This window comes from Vibrio sp. K4, assembly GCF_051122595.1.
Lineage (GTDB): Bacteria > Pseudomonadota > Gammaproteobacteria > Enterobacterales > Vibrionaceae > Vibrio > Vibrio owensii.
The window spans coordinates 1117689-1136071 of sequence record NZ_CP178577.1 but is presented as its reverse complement, the minus strand read 5'-3'; the positions used below and the strand labels follow the sequence as shown (position 1 = coordinate 1136071).

The 18383-nt window shown below is 39.7% G+C and carries 25 protein-coding genes; all 25 read right to left on the bottom strand.

Features of this window, described 5'->3' with window-relative positions; translation table 11 throughout:
- Window positions 1-9: 9 nt before the first annotated feature.
- The 25 genes from ACLIIY_RS05280 to ACLIIY_RS05160 all read right to left on the bottom strand — a co-directional run bounded on the left by ACLIIY_RS05280 (window position 10) and on the right by ACLIIY_RS05160 (window position 18344).
- Window positions 10-489 (bottom strand): type VI secretion system amidase effector protein Tae4, encoded by a 480-nt coding sequence (locus ACLIIY_RS05280; RefSeq protein ID WP_434528242.1) that lies wholly within the window; start codon window positions 487-489, stop codon window positions 10-12.
- Window positions 490-744: 255 nt separating this feature from the next.
- Window positions 745-1086, bottom strand: a complete 342-nt coding sequence (locus ACLIIY_RS05275; protein ID WP_434528241.1) for a hypothetical protein — start codon at window positions 1084-1086, stop codon at window positions 745-747.
- Window positions 1087-1233: 147 nt separating this feature from the next.
- Window positions 1234-1593: a hypothetical protein gene (locus ACLIIY_RS05270; RefSeq protein WP_434528240.1), complete on the bottom strand. Its 360-nt coding sequence runs from the start codon at window positions 1591-1593 to the stop codon at window positions 1234-1236.
- Between the two features lie 126 nt (window positions 1594-1719).
- Window positions 1720-2448 carry a hypothetical protein gene (locus ACLIIY_RS05265; RefSeq protein ID WP_434528239.1) on the bottom strand — a complete coding sequence of 243 codons (729 nt, stop codon included), beginning with the start codon at window positions 2446-2448 and terminating at the stop codon, window positions 1720-1722.
- Window positions 2449-2581: 133 nt separating this feature from the next.
- The gene (locus ACLIIY_RS05260) at window positions 2582-3028 is read right to left on the bottom strand and encodes a hypothetical protein (RefSeq protein ID WP_010648772.1); all 447 of its coding nucleotides are present in this window, start codon (window positions 3026-3028) and stop codon (window positions 2582-2584) included.
- 184 nt (window positions 3029-3212) lie between these two features.
- Entirely contained in the window at window positions 3213-3749 is a 537-nt protein-coding gene (locus tag ACLIIY_RS05255; protein WP_240701388.1) for a hypothetical protein, read from the bottom strand.
- Between the two features lie 242 nt (window positions 3750-3991).
- On the bottom strand, window positions 3992-4381 hold the full coding sequence (locus tag ACLIIY_RS05250) for a hypothetical protein (protein ID WP_180825114.1): 390 nt from the start codon (window positions 4379-4381) through the stop codon (window positions 3992-3994).
- A 145-nt stretch (window positions 4382-4526) separates the two neighbouring features.
- A complete protein-coding gene (locus tag ACLIIY_RS05245; protein ID WP_434528238.1) occupies window positions 4527-4853 on the bottom strand; it encodes a hypothetical protein in 327 nt (108 codons plus the stop codon).
- 678 nt (window positions 4854-5531) lie between these two features.
- Window positions 5532-5858 carry a hypothetical protein gene (locus tag ACLIIY_RS05240; RefSeq protein WP_434528238.1) on the bottom strand — a complete coding sequence of 109 codons (327 nt, stop codon included), beginning with the start codon at window positions 5856-5858 and terminating at the stop codon, window positions 5532-5534.
- 140 nt (window positions 5859-5998) lie between these two features.
- The gene (locus ACLIIY_RS05235) at window positions 5999-6580 is read right to left on the bottom strand and encodes a DJ-1/PfpI family protein (RefSeq protein WP_434528237.1); all 582 of its coding nucleotides are present in this window, start codon (window positions 6578-6580) and stop codon (window positions 5999-6001) included.
- Window positions 6581-7272: 692 nt separating this feature from the next.
- Entirely contained in the window at window positions 7273-7746 is a 474-nt protein-coding gene (locus ACLIIY_RS05230) for a GrpB family protein (RefSeq protein ID WP_103025304.1), read from the bottom strand.
- A 150-nt stretch (window positions 7747-7896) separates the two neighbouring features.
- The gene (locus ACLIIY_RS05225; RefSeq protein ID WP_005388828.1) at window positions 7897-8367 is read right to left on the bottom strand and encodes a GNAT family N-acetyltransferase; all 471 of its coding nucleotides are present in this window, start codon (window positions 8365-8367) and stop codon (window positions 7897-7899) included.
- 708 nt (window positions 8368-9075) lie between these two features.
- Complete coding sequence (locus tag ACLIIY_RS05220) at window positions 9076-9603, bottom strand: hypothetical protein (RefSeq protein ID WP_434528236.1); 528 nt, start codon at window positions 9601-9603, stop codon at window positions 9076-9078.
- Between the two features lie 147 nt (window positions 9604-9750).
- The gene (locus ACLIIY_RS05215) at window positions 9751-10104 is read right to left on the bottom strand and encodes a DUF6404 family protein (protein ID WP_088880715.1); all 354 of its coding nucleotides are present in this window, start codon (window positions 10102-10104) and stop codon (window positions 9751-9753) included.
- Window positions 10105-10270: 166 nt separating this feature from the next.
- Window positions 10271-10630: a hypothetical protein gene (locus ACLIIY_RS05210; protein WP_434528235.1), complete on the bottom strand. Its 360-nt coding sequence runs from the start codon at window positions 10628-10630 to the stop codon at window positions 10271-10273.
- 141 nt (window positions 10631-10771) lie between these two features.
- Window positions 10772-11125, bottom strand: a complete 354-nt coding sequence (locus ACLIIY_RS05205) for a glyoxalase/bleomycin resistance/dioxygenase family protein (protein WP_015296924.1) — start codon at window positions 11123-11125, stop codon at window positions 10772-10774.
- Window positions 11126-11260: 135 nt separating this feature from the next.
- Window positions 11261-11665 (bottom strand): hypothetical protein, encoded by a 405-nt coding sequence (locus tag ACLIIY_RS05200; protein WP_025624180.1) that lies wholly within the window; start codon window positions 11663-11665, stop codon window positions 11261-11263.
- 148 nt (window positions 11666-11813) lie between these two features.
- Complete coding sequence (locus ACLIIY_RS05195; protein ID WP_434528234.1) at window positions 11814-12563, bottom strand: toll-Interleukin receptor; 750 nt, start codon at window positions 12561-12563, stop codon at window positions 11814-11816.
- 202 nt (window positions 12564-12765) lie between these two features.
- Window positions 12766-13635: a hypothetical protein gene (locus ACLIIY_RS05190; protein WP_434528233.1), complete on the bottom strand. Its 870-nt coding sequence runs from the start codon at window positions 13633-13635 to the stop codon at window positions 12766-12768.
- Between the two features lie 197 nt (window positions 13636-13832).
- Window positions 13833-14300 carry an NUDIX domain-containing protein gene (locus tag ACLIIY_RS05185; protein ID WP_025630548.1) on the bottom strand — a complete coding sequence of 156 codons (468 nt, stop codon included), beginning with the start codon at window positions 14298-14300 and terminating at the stop codon, window positions 13833-13835.
- A 142-nt stretch (window positions 14301-14442) separates the two neighbouring features.
- A complete protein-coding gene (locus ACLIIY_RS05180) occupies window positions 14443-15069 on the bottom strand; it encodes a DUF2971 domain-containing protein (protein WP_065788199.1) in 627 nt (208 codons plus the stop codon).
- A 144-nt stretch (window positions 15070-15213) separates the two neighbouring features.
- Complete coding sequence (locus ACLIIY_RS05175) at window positions 15214-16113, bottom strand: hypothetical protein (RefSeq protein ID WP_107218837.1); 900 nt, start codon at window positions 16111-16113, stop codon at window positions 15214-15216.
- Window positions 16114-16839: 726 nt separating this feature from the next.
- Complete coding sequence (locus ACLIIY_RS05170; protein WP_434528232.1) at window positions 16840-17160, bottom strand: immunity protein Tsi6 family protein; 321 nt, start codon at window positions 17158-17160, stop codon at window positions 16840-16842.
- A 124-nt stretch (window positions 17161-17284) separates the two neighbouring features.
- Window positions 17285-17644 (bottom strand): hypothetical protein, encoded by a 360-nt coding sequence (locus ACLIIY_RS05165; RefSeq protein ID WP_434528231.1) that lies wholly within the window; start codon window positions 17642-17644, stop codon window positions 17285-17287.
- Window positions 17645-17792: 148 nt separating this feature from the next.
- Window positions 17793-18344: a GrpB family protein gene (locus ACLIIY_RS05160; RefSeq protein WP_434528230.1), complete on the bottom strand. Its 552-nt coding sequence runs from the start codon at window positions 18342-18344 to the stop codon at window positions 17793-17795.
- Window positions 18345-18383 lie beyond the last annotated feature (39 nt).

Sequence of the window (18383 nt, the reverse complement as noted above, 5' to 3'; positions counted from 1 at the left end):
TGCTGCTTACTAATCTTCTAATTTCCATAAATAAGCCTTTTTTGCGTCCGGAAAGTAACAGCTATCTGTACATCTTGAACCAGTCCAAATACTTGCATGACCTGATGCGTCTAACCAAGTATCTACATCAACAACTAAAATGCCCTTGTATTCAGAGAGTTTATTAGCATTGGGGTTTTGAACCACCAACTCTGGCTCACCAAATTTTTGATACAAAAAGTTGATCAAATCTTTCACGCGATAAATGTACCAATTCCCCTGTCCACCGGAGACAGTTTTGTTTTTTATGTAGGGTACTTTGAAACTAGCATAGTTAAGTGCATATGACATACGTATCGCACAAGCATTCTCAAACCGCCCCTGCTCTGGTGTTAGAACATTAATATTGTGATTTACTTTACCGCCGATAATGGTACCTACTTCAGACACATCTCTGTTTACCTTGGTAAAGGCAACTTTCATTTTTAGTAGGCTAGGACGTGCTGCCATGAAAATATCTCCCTATCAGTTATTTGTGCGATAAGGTCTCACAAAAGCAGCAGCGGCAGTAACAACAAGTAAACCGTTCTCGAAGGGCTTCAAGCTTAGTTGTGTAACAATGAAACTGACAAAAGAGTTATAACGCCCTGTTAAGGGGTGAGCAACGCAATACCGAAGCTACCGCATACCACCTTAAACACTAAAACCAACGCATAGTGAAAATGCCACGCGTTGCGAATCCCTCTTAAACAGTTTGTTAGCAATTTAACTAAACGAAGCTCCAAAACCATCAAAGGTACATTGAAACTCCCAACCTTTTGTAACCATAAAGTCTAACCATTGAGCAAGGATATCTTTGGTTACCGTTGTCGGGTGAGAATATCCTTCAACAAACCATGAGCGGTTAATAAACCCTTCACTTCTGATCAGTGACTCATAGTTTTCGAGAGCATCGTTTAGTTGAATGGCTGATGCTTTATTTGGACAAAAGTAGCTAAATTCTAGAACTAACTCTGTTTCGTTGGTGACTCCGTTACTTATTAATGAATCCCAAGTCTCATTGAGCATGTTCAGCTGACTTTCTAAATTCGATTGATAACCACTCAACTCCAATTTCTCCCTGATTGCTAACGCCTTGTTAAGGGGTGAGCAACGCAATACCAGAGCCGCCGCATACCACCTTAATCGCCAAAACTAACGCATGGTAAAAATGCCACGCGTTGCGAATCCCTCTTGAACAATTTGTTAGGTGGATTATCGCGCACCCACCCCCTTTAGTTCCCTTGCACTTTTTAGAACAGGTTGAAGATAGTTCTCTAACGCTAAAAACCATTGCGGCTCAGACAACTTACCATCAGGGCCAACTTCTAAGGGAGGTATCCAATCTTTGTGTCGATTAAAAAGATCTGGGATTGAATCACTAATATTCGACAATTGATTTTGGTTAAAACCATTGCAAATCAGCTCATCTACATCAAACAAAGCACGCTCGTATATTGAAATTATATTGGCATCGTTATGGTTTAGTTGAAGATGAGCAATTAAAAGCGTCAAACGTCCTTTTAAGTCGTTTAGCTGCATCAATCTATCAATATTTGTGTAGTGATATTCCATTAATTCACCTAACGCTCTGTTAAGGTGTGAGCAACACAATACCGAAGCTCCCGCATGTCACCTTAAACACTAGACGCAACGCATAGTAAAAATGCCACGTGTTGCGAATCACTCTTAAACAGTTTGTTATAACTCAGACTCTAGTAATGCGTACAACTCGATTACACGCGCGGCACGGGAAGTTACACCAACAAATTTAGCAATACCGGATGTCGAGTTGGTATTGCTCCCCGGCAAAACGGCTTCACTACCAGCTTTAATCCTTTCATTGATATCATTTATTTGGTCATGTAGCTCCGTCAATAATTCAAGTTGGTATGCACTATGAACATATGAGCTACTCATCACCGACTTTAGGTAGTTATTCCTTAAAAACGTAGGATTATTCAAAAAGTAGAAGCTACTTGTATTTTCGAGCTCATTTGCCAAGTAATGAAGTAATCTTTGGTTTGCACTTTTCTCAGCTAAAAATGCTCGTTGCCACTTTTTAGACAACATAAGATCTTTCTTTTGTTGATACTCAATCTCTAGCCGTGTGCCATAGTTGATAGCGACTCTGAGCTCTTCTTTAGTTTTAGATAACTGCTTCTGTAGATTCAACTGCTCGTCTGCTGACTTGTCTAGCTTTACATGCAAATTAGATAGTCTTGTTCTATTTTCCTGCTTTTCCTTATTGTCTACATATATTTTTGGTATACACACTAATAATACAAGCAGGCTATTTAGCACAAGTAACTTACTCAAAAATGACGTTCTAAACCACCAGTTTTCGTGAGTATCTGTCGCCTTTAAAGTCAATACACTCAGTAAAGCGGAAGTAAACGCTAATAAAGCTAAACTGATATCAAATGCCATTCTACCTCCTGAGTTATAACGCCCTGTTAAGGGGTGAGCAACGCAATACAGAAGTCGCCGCATACCACCTTAAACACTTAAACCAACGCATAGTAAAAATGCCACGCGTTGCGAATCCCTCTTGAACAATTTGTTATGAGTCTGACTCAATCCAAATAGTCGTAATTTCAATTACTTGCATTAGAGATTGGGGGCAACACTCCAGCATATCTAGGTTTTCGAGATTGTTATAAGCACGCCTTAACATGTGCTCAGCTTCATATTTAGCATCTAGCTCAATGACAGCATCTCCGTCCTTTTTTATATCAAAGTGCTTTATTGAGTTTTTGTGATAGTTAAATTGACTAACTACTTGCTTAACATTTAAAGAAGAATCCACTTTACTTTGCCAGTGTATCGCTGACTTTCTGTATTTTAAAATCTCAGAATCAATATCCACACTTTCACAGTATTTACCAAGAATTTCCTCTGCGGCACCAGCTAGATGCAAACTAGAGAGAAATTTATGGTCTTCAAGAAACAAAGTAGAAGCAACGTCTAGATACTCTAGAGCAATTGAAAATTTATTGTATCGTTCCATTATTTCACCGATGACTCATAACGCCCTGTTAAGGGGTGAGCAACGCAATACCGAAGCCACCGCATACCGCCTTAAACACTTAAACCAACGCATAGTAAAAATGCCACGCGTTGCGAATCCCTCTTGAACAGTTTGTTATGTATTTTGGTTGCACAAATTTATTAGCAAACTTTATACATAGAATTTAATAATACTTCCTTAGAAACCTAAAGATTAGAGAAAGTAAAATAAATGCAATAAGACTTAAGTAAGCTCTCCATTTAACCTGCTCGGCATTAGATTTATTTATCATATTAAGACCATCAGAACTAGAAAGAAGAACTTCATCTCCAGCCTTAACGTAAACAGTATAATAAATATTATCTAAATGCGTTTTAACTAGCCCAACACTTAGGTTTTCTGTATCTTTTCGCGAACCATATCCTAGGGAATAGTTATTATTTATTAAATTAAAGTCATACCCTTGAACTTTAATATCGTACTTGTGTTTTTTATCAAAAATAATTTCATAAGATAGTCCACGACCAGCAGTACCATGCTTACCTGTTACCTCAGCTTTATGGTATAACACATCGTTATCAGTGTATGGCCCCTCAATAACTCTATTTTCTACAACAGTTATCGACATAATAAAAATGGCCATTAGAACTCCAGGCGCATAATATGAACCACAAATTCTCTTAACAATACGAATCATGCTTTTACTCGTTTCTAGTTGCATTGACAGTAGCTCCAACGTTAATTAGTCAGTCGTCACTAAACCAATGACTAAAATACATAACGCCCAATTAAGGTGTGAAGCACGCGACCACGACACTCAATTTGACCACCGTAAACACCGAACTCAACCCAAACCAAAACTGCCAAGCGTGCTGAATCACTCTTAAATTGTTTGTTAGAGGGCGGGGTTGAGTTGGTCGATCATTACTGAACGATACAACACCAATTTAGTTTTGTGGGTCTTCAATCAACTATCGGAGTTAAGCACTCGCTAGAAGATGACTCTTCCAACTCTATAATGATTTGATTAACTTCGCTTTCATTGACAATACGTTTACCAAACCCACAGGGAACATGTGCTGTAACGTCTGCAGGCCATTGGTTTTCTAGAACAACAGTAAAATTACCCTCTGCGTCAGAAGTTGCCCAACCTGCTGCGGGATAGGAAATGGGAAACAAAGTGAAAAATGTCCTCCCCTCCCAAATTGTTATATTAGCATCTTCGGCAGGTTTTCCTGTGTCTCTCCAGATAACTTTGCCACTTATTCTTTGTGCATCAGGATGATCTAAGTAAACAACACACCCACTTAAAAATATAGCTTTAACAAGTATCAACAGTTGTATTATTTTCATAAGCCCTCTAACGCCCTGTTAAGGGGTGAGCAACGCAATACCAAAGCCACCGCATATCACCTTAATCACTTAAACCAACGCATAGTGAAAATGCCACGCGTTGCGAATCCCTCTTGAACAGTTTGTTATGTTTGTGCTGATGTAGCTAGACAAACTTATGGTTGTATAGAGGTAAAATATTGATCACTGGTTCTTCGTAAGGGTGAATTCTTCGAATAGCATCAAGTGCAACTTGAACTAAAGACTCTTGGCATCTAACGTCAATTCTGACTTCTTCACCAAAATTAATTTCACCCTTCTCGCCAGTAACAGGTTCCGAGCCTTCAGTTGGTCTCCAGAACCCGGAAATTTTTACGATAGAAATAACGCTGTCATAGTCACCCACAACACCTGCGCCAACTGAGTTGAGTGCATCACGGATAGCTACAACTTCTGTTTCAGGTGCATAGATTTCTAGCTTGAATTCCATCATTTTCTCCCCAAAAAACATAACGCCTTGTTAAGGGGTGAGCAACGCAATACCGAAGTTGCCGCATACCACCCTAATCACTAACGCCAACGCATAGTAAAAATGCCACGCGTTGCGAATCCCTCTTGAACAATTTGTTATGTGAACATGCAAACTCAGTATCCAATATCTAGGATCAGAAGCAACGTTAATAAAAAAGGAGACCAGTACCATATGCTCCCTTTCCATTTACGAACTACCAAAGTTTGATACAACAAAGCGACAATAAATACTAATTCTAGAAAAAGCTGGAAAGGAAAGAGCAACAATGAGTAAACCATCCCATACCCAGGAGCTTGACCTGCTTCGCTAGGGTTACTCATTACACCGTCGATAAAGTGCTCGAAATATAAGTAAATGAAATGGTTCAGTGTTAGTACAACTAGAACAAACCTCACAATGCTGACGCTCCAAGTTTATGATTTGAAATAGTATTTGTTCCAGTTCAGAAACTGTCGAGCATCATATTTTCATAAACTCGACATCAATCTCAGTTTTGTTCACATAACGCCCTGTTAAGGGGTGAGCAACGCAATACCAAAGCCACCGCATATCACCTTAATCACTTAAACCAACGCATAGTGAAAATGCCACGCGTTGCGAATCCCTCTTGAACAGTTTGTTATGTTTGTGCTGATGTAGCTAGACAAACTTATGGTTGTATAGAGGTAAAATATTGATCACTGGTTCTTCGTAAGGGTGAATTCTTCGAATAGCATCAAGTGCAACTTGAACTAAAGACTCTTGGCATCTAACGTCAATTCTGACTTCTTCACCAAAATTAATTTCACCCTTCTCGCCAGTAACAGGTTCCGAGCCTTCAGTTGGTCTCCAGAACCCGGAAATTTTTACGATAGAAATAACGCTGTCATAGTCACCCACAACACCTGCGCCAACTGAGTTGAGTGCATCACGGATAGCTACAACTTCTGTTTCAGGTGCATAGATTTCTAGCTTGAATTCCATCATTTTCTCCCCAAAAAACATAACGCCCTGTTAAGGTGTGAGCAACGCAATACCGAAGCCGCCGCATACCACCTTAAACACTAAACGCAACGCATAGTGAAATGCCAAGCGTTGCGAATCACTCTTGAACAGTTGTTATGTGTTTAATGAGCACCTTGCTTGTGGTAGCTCAGAATAAACTGTTTTTGCTTACTATCTAGCAACTCTAGTGCTTCAGCCACCGCGAGCCCGAAATCAATGTACCCATTGGGCATCGCTGTCACTATGCGCTTGTCGACTTGAACCAATGACTCTTCATAGATAGCCCCCTCCCAATATGGTCGAGTGAGCTGTACCGAAGATTTTGGGGCATATTTTTCCGTATAATTATGGGTAATTTTAACGCCTTTTAGAATACCAGCTCTTGCTAAGACTAATACTCCTGCACATATGCCACCAATAACTAATGATGATTCATGAGCTTTCTGGATGAAGTTAGCAATTTGGTCGCTTCCCATTATTGAATCGGGATTTCCTCCAGGTATCAAAAGTGCTTGATAGTCAGTAATACTTATATCTTCAAAGTTAACAGTGGGACAAATACTTAGACCTGAGGAATCGGTATGATTGTGGTTCTCTGGGGTGGTGATATCAACTTTCCCATACGCTCCTAAACACTCTATCGCGTACATTACTTCATAGGAAATAGCCCCCGGATAGAGTAAAACCAGTGTTCTCTTTGTCATTATTTCCTCTCTCCGTTCGGAACACATAACGCCTTGCTAAGGTGTGAGTAACGCAATACAAAAGCTACCGCACAGCGCCTTAATCACCATAAGCCACCGCATAGTAAAAATGCCACGCGTTACGAATCACTCTTAAGCAATTTGTTATTACATGCACCACTTCTATTTATGCGCTCCAAGATATTGAAAAGTGACATGATATAAAAGGCTTTGAACACTGAAGTGAGACGGGCAACGACAAAACTTTATCTCGATTGAAAGACGAAAGTTAGCTAGAAGAAAAACGCACTGAGCTTCCCTACTTTCACTTGCTTCAAATTAGAAAAGGATTCAATCCTCGCACTCCAACGGCAGCGCCGATAGCAACAAAGATTCACTCAGAAGCCGCCACAAAAATGAAGAAGCGCCAAAGAAATAGGCTAAGAGTTAGAAACCGTAAACGGTGAAATCAAAGCGAACACTCCGCATATAGTGCCACCGGAAAGAACGTGAGAGGTACAAACTGAAAGGTGTAAATACGAACGCCAAAACAGATAAACACCCAAAACTTATAACCTTTAATGTCAAACCCGTACTAACGCCCTGTTAAGGTGTGAGCAACGCAATGCCGAAGCTTCCGTATACCACCTTAAACACTAAAAACAACGCATAGTAAAAATGCCGCGCGTTGCGAATCACTCTTAAACAGTTTGTTATGCCTGTCCTAACACACGCTCAATAAAAGCTGATTTCTTCCGACGATACTCTTCTTGAGACCAACCTGTACAAGACATTTTCAGCTCATTGTATCGTTGAACTAACTCAGGACTTTTACGGAGTTTGTCTCTAAACCCCACAAAAAACTCAAATTCCGAACCATTAGCTACAACTTGAAAAGCGACATCCTCACCTGAGCTATTTTCCAGCATGCAAAGCTCCGGAGTTCTTAACGTATCGGATTTTTCGTTGAAGCCTAGAGTAGAAAGTAACTTTACTGCATTCTCTAGTTCCTTGCCGTTAACACCAACAAGTATGTCTAGGTCACCTTTAGATACAGCATTGGGGATAGAGGAAGCTCCAATATGCTCAATAGATGCATCTGGAAGTAAAGTAGCTATCTCAAGTTCGTACTTACGATACAGGTTTTCGCAAGATGCCTGATATTCATCTGCTTTGTAAAACTGCATATTTTCTCCCAAAAGGCATAACGCCTTGTTAAGGTGTGAGGCACGCAATACCGAAGCCTCCGCATAGCACCTTAACCACTAAAACTAACGCATAGTAAAAATGCCACGCGTGCTGAATCACTCTTGAACAATTTGTTATGTAGCCGACTTTCAGGCTAGCGCTTTCTGTCCAAGTTGGATTTTGGGCGCAATACCAACTTTGCGATACAAAGCTAGAGCTGATTCATTGAAAGAGTATACTTCTAACCACAGCTCTTCCCCGCCGTTAGAAATAGCCCTTTCCTCAAATGCCTCTATTAGCGCCAGTCCAACGCCTTGGTCTCTAAAACATGAATCCACTACTATTTGTTCAATGCTTGCGATTTTTCGCTGTTTGAGTGTCCAAGACTTACGGACCCATAGCTCACCAAAAACCAAACCTACTAACTGACCATTGATTTCGGCTACTAGAAAAATTGAGCTTTCACTTTCGATTATCTTGTGTAGGTCTATTTTTTGTTCAATTTCTTCCGGTGATAAAAAGTCGTCAGGTAAATTTGCTTGATGATACTCATTAAGCTGAAACTGTAGTTTCTTGATAACACTGATATCTTCAATGCAAGCTTGGCGAATATTTAACATATATAAATCCTTTTAACTTACCGCCCTCTCGCGGCTACATAACGCCTTGCTAAGGTGTGAGTAACGCAATACAAAAGCTACCGCACAGCGCCTTAACCCCATAAGCCACCGCATAGTAAAAATGCCACGCGTTACGAATCACTCTTAAGCAATTTGTTAGTACATGCGCTACTTCTATTTGTGCGCTCCAAGATATTGAAAAGTGGCATGATATGAAAGGCTTTGAACACTGAAGTGAGACGGGCAGCTACAAAACTTTACCGCCATTGAGAGACGAAAGTTGGCTAGAAGAAAAACGCACTAAACTGCTCTACTTTTACTGGCTTCAAATTAGAAAAGGATTCTTTCCTCGTACTTCAACAGCCACACCAAAAATAATCAAGGTTCTCTCAAAAGCCACCACGAAAATGAAAAAGCGCCAAAGAAATAGGCTAAGAGTTAGAAACCGTAAACGGTGAAATAAAAGCGAACACTCCGCACATAGTGCCACCGGAAATAACGTGAAAGGCACTAACTGAAAGGTGTAAAAACGAGCGCCAAAACAGATAAACACCAAAACTGATGACCTTTGATGTCAAACCCGTACTAACGCCCTGTTAAGGGGTGAGCAACGCAATACCGATGCTGCCGCATACCACCTTCAACACTAAAACCAACGCATAGTGAAAATGCCACGCGTTGTGAATCCCTCTTGAACAGTTTGTTAGCTTATCTGCTTCCTTTGTAGGTAATTTCGTCCGTGTAGATACCAATATCTTGGCGAACTTCACTTAAGAACTTGAGCATATCTACACGGAAAACATGAAACTCAAAAGTGTCAGATTCAATGGAGCTATACATATAGTCTATTAAATCCATAAACATATCGAAAACATCGGAAGAAGCGAATAGTGCTAATTGTGCAGTCATATGAAGCCTTTGTTTGTCAAAGCCTCTAATGTAATCTCGGGTTAGCATTTCCTGATGAGTAATGTTGGCTACCAAATCGATCAATGGTGCAGATACTGACTTATAGAGTTCTAATTTTTGATAGTAATTTATCTGTTTATTTGCAGTTAACTCGCCTAACTTGTTTTTATATTCTTCAATCTCTAAAGCCATTTTAGACTGTTCTTTTTGTAAAATTCGTTGAGCCCACAGCTTTCCAAGAAAACTAGAAGCCCCAAGAACGATTGCAGCTCCTCCACCCAACGAAACTAATATGGCTTGAGCTATATTAAATGCACTTTCTTCCATTACTTCCTCTGATAAGCTAACGCCCTGTTAAGGGGTGAGCAACGCAATACCGAAGCCGCTGCATAACACCTTAATCACTAAAACCAACGCACAGTAAGAATGCCACGCGTTGCGAATCCCTCTTGAACAGTTTGTTAGGTTTTGGGCTTATTCCCCCAGAGAACCCCAATCTGTTAGATTTAATTGCTTACGCCTAATGTAATAGAAGGTTGCCATAACCAAGCCAAACAAAGCACCAGTAAGTAACGAAATGAAAACTGCTTCTAAAACTGGTTTACCTAACTCGTTCCACACAAGAAACCATTGAAAGACTCCCCAAACAGGAGCAAAGAAAGCCACACAAAGCATAACGTTTGCAAAGAAGCTTTGATAATAAGGTGGTGGAAAACACAGTCCTAGTTTACGTAACAACTTTACAAGTGGAGGATTGTAGTTCGACTTCCAAACACCTTTGTCACTTAATTCTTTGTGCGCAAGTTGTAGCTTCGTTTGATAATCCATGATCCAAAATCCTCGAATTCGATGTTTCCCGCGGAGAAACCTAACGCCCTGTTAAGGGGTGAGCAATGCAATACCAAAGTCGCCGCATACCACCTTAAACACCAAAACCAACGCATAGTAAAAATGCCACGCGTTGCGAATCCCTCTTGAACAGTTTGTTATGAGCCTAGTTCAAGTAGATGCCGGACTGCCTTAATTGCTGCTTCAAATCTAGAAGTTTGAATTGAGTTAGTAGTAGTTGAGTAACTGCTATCGTGCCCGAAAAAATAGATAATGCGGATATTAGCCAACTCCAACTAACACCATCAAAGATATACGGTGCTGCAAAAGCAAAACCATAGCTAGACGCTGCATTTATGGAATGCAAAAACTCATTAGTAGAAACCTTGTAACTCATACTTTCGTTATCGTAGGAAATTCTTACCTGCGAGCCAGCTTTACGGAACTTGCAGTAAACTACGTCATTCTCTCCATCATACTGAATATTATTGAGTTCTAGGATTTCTCTAACTTTATCTAACATCATATCTCTCCTTGATATGGTGGCTCATAACGCCTTGTTAAGGGGTGAGCAACACAATGCCGATGCCGCCGCATACCGCCTTAAACACTAAAACCAACGCATAGTAAAAATGCCACGCGTTGCGAATCCTTCTTGAACAATTTGTTATGTGGTTTTCCCACGTAGTCCTATTAAGTTTCCAAATGGGTCCTCAACTTGGCACATTGAAAGCCCATCTTCAATTTCCATTGGTCCACGATAAAGACACGCACCTAGCTCTTCAAAATGAGCCAGAGCAACACATAAATTGTCTACTGACCAGTAAACAACTGTACCACTTTTACCAGCACCAACCTTTTTATCTGCTTTGACTATTTCTAGTGAGAAACCATTTAGATCAAGCGCTGTGAAGTCAAAGTCAGGATGGTAAACCGGAACGGCTTCTGGAAAAGCTTTCTTGTACCATTCAAGCCCTTTCGCTACATCTGAGACATGAACAAGAACCGCTGATGGATTCATAATTTTTCTCCAACCACATAACGCCTTGTTAAGGTGTGAGGCACGCAATACCAAAGCTTACGCATACCACCTTAACCACTAAAACCAACGCATAGTAAAAATGCCACGCGTGCCGAATCACTCTTGAACAATTTGTTAGCCCTTTTTCAAAAGGTTAAGACTTGTATACGACAACCAAACCACCAAGATTGCCATTAAGTTTAGAGAAACTGTTACTTCATTAACATTCACACTTATCGGTACTTCAACTCCAAAAGAAAAGGCTAAGGAAAAGTTAGGTGTCTCTATGTCTATAATCTGAATTAAATAAAGAACGATCATTAACTTAAATACCCAAAGCTTCTTTTTTAATAACCCGTAAAAACTAGACAAATTCAAACTTAGCATCACTAAAACAATTGCAAATGTGAGAAAAAGACTCGAAGAGCTCAATTGATTTACTTGGGCAAGCAAGGTAAATAATAGAAACAGAGTAACTGCAACAGATATACCCTGCAAAAACAGCAAGAACTTTGTTCTTTTTAAATGATTTTCAAACAATTTTTTATATTCTCCTTGAGGGCTAACGCCCTGTTAAGGTGTGAGCAACGCAATACCAAAGCTGCCGCATGCCACCTTAAACACTAAACGCAACGCATAGTAAAAACGCCACGCGTTGCGAATCACTCTTAAACAGTTTGTTAGGTTTTTATTCGTCGGAGGAAGGCAAATTATCAATAATGTTTTTTGCAATGAAACGAGGAATCTCAAATTCTTTTGATAAAATATCTTCGACAAATTCTTCCGGCAGACCATCTTTCTTGAGACGGACCGCTAAATCCCTTGCGCTATCAAGTTTATCGTTTTCGACTGCACGATGCGTTTTGAAATTCTGCTTACTCACGTCCAGACGTTCACTTTCAATACGTCTGATACGGCGATCCATTGCCCGCGTTGAATTCAAAATTTCCAAAAGGATATCATCTTCACCACGCTTCTCTACTTGTTCTGCTTGCGGAGTTTCTTTCAATATCTGATTGAAATCCCTTTCGAATTTTGGCCAATATGTTTCAAAAACCAACTCGAGTGTTTTCTCCTTTAATGCCTTATCTTTCAATGAATTATTCAAAGTTCTTACTAATTCCCACAGGCCCTCTTGCGTAGGAAATGTATGATTAAATTGAGATAATGGAGTACCTACATCTGTAGGTTCTAAGTCAATTAAAAAAGTGCAAACTCGACTGTTACTAAGCCCTTTAGCTAATGCACCAGCTTCAAATAATATCCAAGGTTTATTTTTGTTTTCTTGCGTCAAACAAATAATACCAATAGTTGTATTTTGCAACTGATCATTTATTTCAGAAAACCAAAGCGAACCTCTATCAATGTCTTTGCTTGACATCCATGGATCTACAGCTTGAATAACACATTGAAGCCATGTATCAAGCAGTTCAGCCATGGCCTTACTTCTATCTCCCGACCAACTTAAGAATACGTTCAATTGTAATTACCTCTTTATTATTGTTAACCCGTTTCAAAAAACCTAACGCCCTGTTAAGGTGTGAGCAACGCAATACCGAAGCTACCGCATACCACCTTAAACACTAAACGCAACGCATAGTAAAAATGCCACGCGTTGCGAATCACTCTTAAACAGTTTGTTAAGTGTTTAATTTCGAAGCACTTTTATTTAGGTGCTCGTGAACGATAACAGTTTCAATAGGATTAAGTGGACGTGTAGTGCTCACTTTGTTGCCATTTAATGCAACAACACCACTGTCGATTAGAAGATTTAAGATATAGTCCTTATCCTCTTTCTTCATCACACTCGCTTCATCAAACGGCATTTTTTCATAACCTGTGACATAACTTTTTAGTCCATCCTCACCTACAGGAGCCTCAGCAACTTCGCGGTTTTTGCTCTCAATACTCACAGCTTGAGTTTCAATAAAGGTGTTTACATCAGAACCATCGAGCATGATGATTTTCCCACCTATATAATGAGGAAAGCCATTTAACTTCTCATAGTTTATTGAGTTTTCGAGTTCTTTAAATCCCGAACCATCGATAGCAAGGTTATGGCTTACCGCTTCAAAGTAGAGGTCTACTGTAAAGTTGAATAAAGCTGGGTATATATCTACATATTTCCCATAGTTGATGGTCACTTCTTTCAAATATTTTATGGTCTGCTTCGACTTTAGATTACGTATCGCATAGTCGACTACTTCCACAGGCAACAAACTAATTAGTTGAACTTCAGCATGAACCATCTTTACAGATGCAACAGAAATTGCCTTAGAAGTATTAAGTAACTCTGATTCATGAGTAGCGAAATTTCTCAGCGCCTTTAGAGCGCGATAACGTTTGTTATTACCAAAATTGACCGATTTTACTTTTTCTAGCTTCTCGCATGCGCTGCACATTACCGACAGTAACTCTTTAAGATCGTCGGCATCCGATGAAGCACAGTACTTGAAGTACTTGTTGAAGAAGCGGGATAACTCTAGTTCACAACTTTTTAGAGGGGTCATAATTACAGCTCATTATTAATACTGTTGCGTATTCTACTGTAGTCTGTGCAACGATGGAATTGCTTAAACACTTAACGCCTTGTTAAGGTGTGAGGCACGCAATGCCGATGCCTCCGCATACCACCTTAACCACTAAAACTAACGCATAGTAAAAATGCCACGCGTGCCGAATCACTCTTGAACAATTTGTTAGCTTTCTAGCCAACGAAGTACGCTGAATCATTTTCTGCAAATAAACAATCCAACGGGTAAGGCAGCTCCAGCCTTGGCATATTACCTTTTGAAAACCATTTAAGACATACCGTTTCATCATCGAGTGCGGATTGAGAACAACTTTCTACTACACATTTGAACATGATAACTGTGTATTCAACTTGATCACCATTTGGGTATGTAAAACCAAAACCCTCACCGCCGAATACACCAAGCAGGCGATCTACTTTTACAGCCAAACCTGTTTCCTCGCGAACTTCCCTGATCAATGCTTGCACTGGCGACTCTTGAGGTTCAATCATTCCGGCAGGAAGGCTCCATGTGCCATCTGATTTTTGCTGAAGTAGTAGCTCTTTATTTTCATTTAAAATGACACCCGCAACGCCGGGGATAAGAAGTGGCATCGTTCCAATCTTAGAACGAACCTCTTTGATATAGTCACTTGCGCTCAATTTTCCTCCTTGAAAGCTAACGCCCTGTTAAGGTGTGAGCAACGCAATATCGAAGCTACCGCATGCCACCTTAAACACTAAACGCAACGCATAGCAAAAATGCCAAGCGTTGCGAATCACTCTTAAACAGTTTGTTAGGCATCTACTTGTTTAAGTGCTCAACAATTTTAAATGATTGGAATGCTGCCCTAGCGTAAATTACTGGAACATCCGAATCTTCTACTGATAAATGACGTTGTACTTCTTCTCGGGTTAAAGTCGATTGACACCCAATTATAACTTTCTTAAGTCTAATCTCGTGAGAAAATGGTTGGAAGTATAATCCATCATGGTAATCAAAGTTTTTTAACTGACGTACTGTTCTGTATTCTTTTTCATACCCCCAATGTTTAAACTTTGACAATAAAAGCTTCTGAGGGAAACTCTTACTATTCATTAAAGAGTCATCAAATCTTCGAGTAACATAATTTACTTTTTGAGCGTCACCATTATCAGCCAACTCAAGTTCAATACATATTCCTTGGTGATTATTAGCATAGTGTGCCCATTGAACTGGATTTGACCAAATTTTGCTAAAACACAAAATGCCAAATTCAGAGGCAACATCATTCTTCATTTTCTTCAATCGCGCTCTGACATCTTTATTTTTTGTGTTAATGCCCAATAGCTCAAAAGGATCATTTAACCTATCAAACGTAGAGGCTTTAATTCTTCTATTTGCTAAGTTCTGTAATCCGTAATGTGCATCCATATAATGGTAAAGTTTCATTGAATCTCCTGATGCCTAACGCCGCATTAAGGTGTGAGCAACGCTGCCACAAAACTAAACCATATCACCTTAAACACAAAACCCAACGATGGAATGAAAAATGCCATGCGTTGGGAATCACTCTTAAATGCTTTGTTATGTCAATCACTCGGCAACTATTTGCATTTTATTAACAATATTAAGCTTCAAATTATTATATCGACCACTTCCTGTAACTTTCAGATTAGCCAGCACGATATAAGATTTATTTAGTTCTAAATCTAGATTGGATAACTCTTCATCTAGGTTTAACCAAGGTACATATGAAGTATCTTCTGAGTTCTCAGCACTGCATTGATAAGAAATTTTTCCACCATTATCCTTTCTATACTTAGGAGTAATACGCATTGCTATTGGGTGTTCAATTGCATTTCGATTACAACGATTAAAAAGTACATGGTATCTTTCGTCATCATAAAAAAACTCATTCCATTTAATGAATGTGTTTTTGAATTGTATTTTCATGAGTGAAGCAAGCTCTTTTATATCATTACGCTCAAGCAATAAACTACGTAATCTTGCAATTCCTGCAGCAGATCTACAATATGACGACAGTCTTTCTTTGGTTTCTATATACTCTTTGCCGAGAGCTGGGCTGTTAGTGTCTTCAGTTGAAATTTTGCTTGCAATCTCATTTAACCTTGACTGGGTATCAGCGAGAAAGTTCAATCGAATAGTGAACTTTCCAGCACTTAACTCTTCAAAAATATTTGGCGCACCTTCAATATCTTCAGACTCACTAACAATTACTTTAACAGACCCCGCAGTAGAATTTTTACATCCTTCTTTATGCGACGCCCCCTTCGCTAGCTTCAAGTAAGGTAAAACTTTAGTATCAGTTGCTTGACGAGTATACCCAGAAGTATATTCAATTTTTGTACGGCACTTCTCCCCTTCACAAAAAATTGAACCATTATCCGATTTGGAAAGATGCTTGATGCTAATGTTACTTTCTATGTTGCCTGAAAGCTTCAAAGCCCTAACCATCTTAATGCCTTTAGCCATATACCGACTCCTTGAAATACATATCTAATACTAATATGGGGGTAACAACTTATTTTTCAAGGAGTTGATTGGAAGTGCTATGACATAACGCCTTGTTAAGGGGTGAGCAACGCAATACCGAAGTTGCCGCATACCACTCTAATCACTAACACCAACGCATAGTAAAAATGCCACGCGTTGCGAATCCCTCTTGAACAATTTGTTATGTGAACATGCAAACTCAGTATCCAATATCTAGGATCAAAAGCAACGTTAATAAAAAAGGAGACCAGTACCATATGCTCCCTTTCCATTGACGGACTACTAAAGTTTGGTACAGCAAAGCGACAATTAATACTAGCTCTAGGAAAAGCTGGAAAGGAAAGAGCAACAATGAGTAAACCATCCCATACCCAGGAGCTTGACCTGCTTCGCTAGGGTTACTCATTACACCGTCGATAAAGTGCTCGAAATATAAGTAAATGAAATGGTTCAGTGTTAGTACAACTAAAACAAACCTCACAATGCTGACGCTCCAAGTTTATGATTTGAAATAGTATTTGTTCCAGTTCAGAAACTGTCGAGCATCATATTTTCATAAACTCGACATCAATCTCAGTTTTGTTCACATAACGCCTTGTTAAGGGGTGAGCAACGCAATACCGAAGCGACCGCATACCACCTTAATCACTTAAACCAACGCATAGTGAAAATGCCACGCGTTGCGAATCCCTCTTGAACAATTTGTTATGAGTCAATTCCCAACACACTCAGTTCCAATTTTAATCCCTTCCTAGTTTGGACCGCGACATAAAACGCTTTATTCAGTGCATCGACCAAATCACGCTCTCTAGGATCAATTTCTCGGGCAGCATAATGTCCAAAAGTTAGTTCAAACAACTTTGATCTTTCATTAGACGTACCTTCAAAGTAAGAGATTAACCACTCTAACTGCTTTTCTATGGAATCAAACAACTGAGGCTGTAAAACACTCCGATTCAGTTTAAGGGTTTCTATTGCTTGATTGCAGATATCTATTTTTACGTTTTCTTGGGTCATAATTTCCATTGACTCATAACGCCCTGTTAAGGGGTGAGCAACGCAATACCAAAGCCGCCGCATACCAGCTTAAACACTAAAACCAACGCATAGTAAAAATGCTACGCGTTGCGAATCCCTCTTGAACAGTTTGTTATGTACGTAGCTCAAAATGAATACCTGAGCTCTCAAACTCTATGGTCCCAAAGCTACCAACAACCTTGAAACATGATTGGTTCTTTTCGAAGTATTCTATGTTTCCATAGTCTTTTGAGCCATCAGGCTCTAGGGTCGGTTGTATATCACTTTGATTCAAGAGCCCAGTAATACTCGAAACATCGTTAAACAGAAGAGAGCCCAAGCGATAGCAAGTATACTCACCTACCTTTGGAGTTTTATAGTATTCAGACTCAGGCCAGATGCTGAACTCTAGTTCAATTTCCAAAGTTTGATCGCAGTAGTTCCACCCCAAAACAAATGAATCTTGAAGGTCTACGCCTACGAGAAAATCCATATTTCTCTCCAAGTACATAACGCCCTGTTAAGGGGTGAGCAATGCAATACCGAAGCTGCCGCATACCACGTTAACCATTAAAGCTAACGCATAGTAAAAATGTCACGCGTTGCGAATCCCTCTTGAACAGTTTGTTAGGTTTATGATTTCACGATGTAAGTGACAATATTCTTTGAATATAAGCAGCTTTTGCTTCAGGATAATCTTGCCTACTGACGCCACTTGCAACCAAGCCCTGTTTGAGGGCATTGTACTCTCTTAGCAACTCTCGGCTTTGAATATGAGCATCTCTAAATTGAATATGTTTTCTTAACTTTGAGTCGCCCTGCTTATAAGCATGAACATGGATATAATCAAAGCGTTCGTCATCGTTGTAATATGTGAAGAAACAACGACCTTGAACTCCTTGCTCTCCTTTGTAAGTAAAGCCTAGAGATTCGAGCGCTAGAATGTTTTGCTTCAAAGTTAAAGTATCATTATATGCGATACCTATATCTATTATCGGTTTTGCAATTGAGCCTGGGATCGCTGTACTACCAATATGATAAATAGTCACACCACTCAAGTTAGGCGCAATCACGCTGACAATTAGCTCATAGGCTTCAGACCATTTATGGACGTAGTCGGTTAACTGGACTGTAAAATGCTCTAGTCCTATACCTAACTCTTCAAGTCGCCTTATCAACTCAGTTTTATCCACCTTAACTTCCCATGTTAACTCGTAAACCTAACGCCCAAT

Excerpts from the sequence above, each read along its gene's own strand:
- ACLIIY_RS05280 (WP_434528242.1), bottom strand. The coding sequence starts at position 489 with ATGGCAGCACGTCCTAGCCTACTAAAAATGAAAGTTGCCTTTACCAAG.
- ACLIIY_RS05270 (WP_434528240.1), bottom strand. The coding sequence starts at position 1,593 with ATGGAATATCACTACACAAATATTGATAGATTGATGCAGCTAAACGAC.
- ACLIIY_RS05265 (WP_434528239.1), bottom strand. The coding sequence starts at position 2,448 with ATGGCATTTGATATCAGTTTAGCTTTATTAGCGTTTACTTCCGCTTTA.
- ACLIIY_RS05260 (WP_010648772.1), bottom strand. The coding sequence starts at position 3,028 with ATGGAACGATACAATAAATTTTCAATTGCTCTAGAGTATCTAGACGTT.
- ACLIIY_RS05255 (WP_240701388.1), bottom strand. The coding sequence starts at position 3,749 with ATGCAACTAGAAACGAGTAAAAGCATGATTCGTATTGTTAAGAGAATT.
- ACLIIY_RS05250 (WP_180825114.1), bottom strand. The coding sequence starts at position 4,381 with ATGAAAATAATACAACTGTTGATACTTGTTAAAGCTATATTTTTAAGT.
- ACLIIY_RS05245 (WP_434528238.1), bottom strand. The coding sequence starts at position 4,853 with ATGATGGAATTCAAGCTAGAAATCTATGCACCTGAAACAGAAGTTGTA.
- ACLIIY_RS05240 (WP_434528238.1), bottom strand. The coding sequence starts at position 5,858 with ATGATGGAATTCAAGCTAGAAATCTATGCACCTGAAACAGAAGTTGTA.
- ACLIIY_RS05235 (WP_434528237.1), bottom strand. The coding sequence starts at position 6,580 with ATGACAAAGAGAACACTGGTTTTACTCTATCCGGGGGCTATTTCCTAT.
- ACLIIY_RS05230 (WP_103025304.1), bottom strand. The coding sequence starts at position 7,746 with ATGCAGTTTTACAAAGCAGATGAATATCAGGCATCTTGCGAAAACCTG.
- ACLIIY_RS05225 (WP_005388828.1), bottom strand. The coding sequence starts at position 8,367 with ATGTTAAATATTCGCCAAGCTTGCATTGAAGATATCAGTGTTATCAAG.
- ACLIIY_RS05220 (WP_434528236.1), bottom strand. The coding sequence starts at position 9,603 with ATGGAAGAAAGTGCATTTAATATAGCTCAAGCCATATTAGTTTCGTTG.
- ACLIIY_RS05215 (WP_088880715.1), bottom strand. The coding sequence starts at position 10,104 with ATGGATTATCAAACGAAGCTACAACTTGCGCACAAAGAATTAAGTGAC.
- ACLIIY_RS05210 (WP_434528235.1), bottom strand. The coding sequence starts at position 10,630 with ATGATGTTAGATAAAGTTAGAGAAATCCTAGAACTCAATAATATTCAG.
- ACLIIY_RS05205 (WP_015296924.1), bottom strand. The coding sequence starts at position 11,125 with ATGAATCCATCAGCGGTTCTTGTTCATGTCTCAGATGTAGCGAAAGGG.
- ACLIIY_RS05195 (WP_434528234.1), bottom strand. The coding sequence starts at position 12,563 with ATGGCTGAACTGCTTGATACATGGCTTCAATGTGTTATTCAAGCTGTA.
- ACLIIY_RS05190 (WP_434528233.1), bottom strand. The coding sequence starts at position 13,635 with ATGACCCCTCTAAAAAGTTGTGAACTAGAGTTATCCCGCTTCTTCAAC.
- ACLIIY_RS05180 (WP_065788199.1), bottom strand. The coding sequence starts at position 15,069 with ATGAAACTTTACCATTATATGGATGCACATTACGGATTACAGAACTTA.
- ACLIIY_RS05175 (WP_107218837.1), bottom strand. The coding sequence starts at position 16,113 with ATGGCTAAAGGCATTAAGATGGTTAGGGCTTTGAAGCTTTCAGGCAAC.
- ACLIIY_RS05170 (WP_434528232.1), bottom strand. The coding sequence starts at position 17,160 with ATGGAAATTATGACCCAAGAAAACGTAAAAATAGATATCTGCAATCAA.
- ACLIIY_RS05165 (WP_434528231.1), bottom strand. The coding sequence starts at position 17,644 with ATGGATTTTCTCGTAGGCGTAGACCTTCAAGATTCATTTGTTTTGGGG.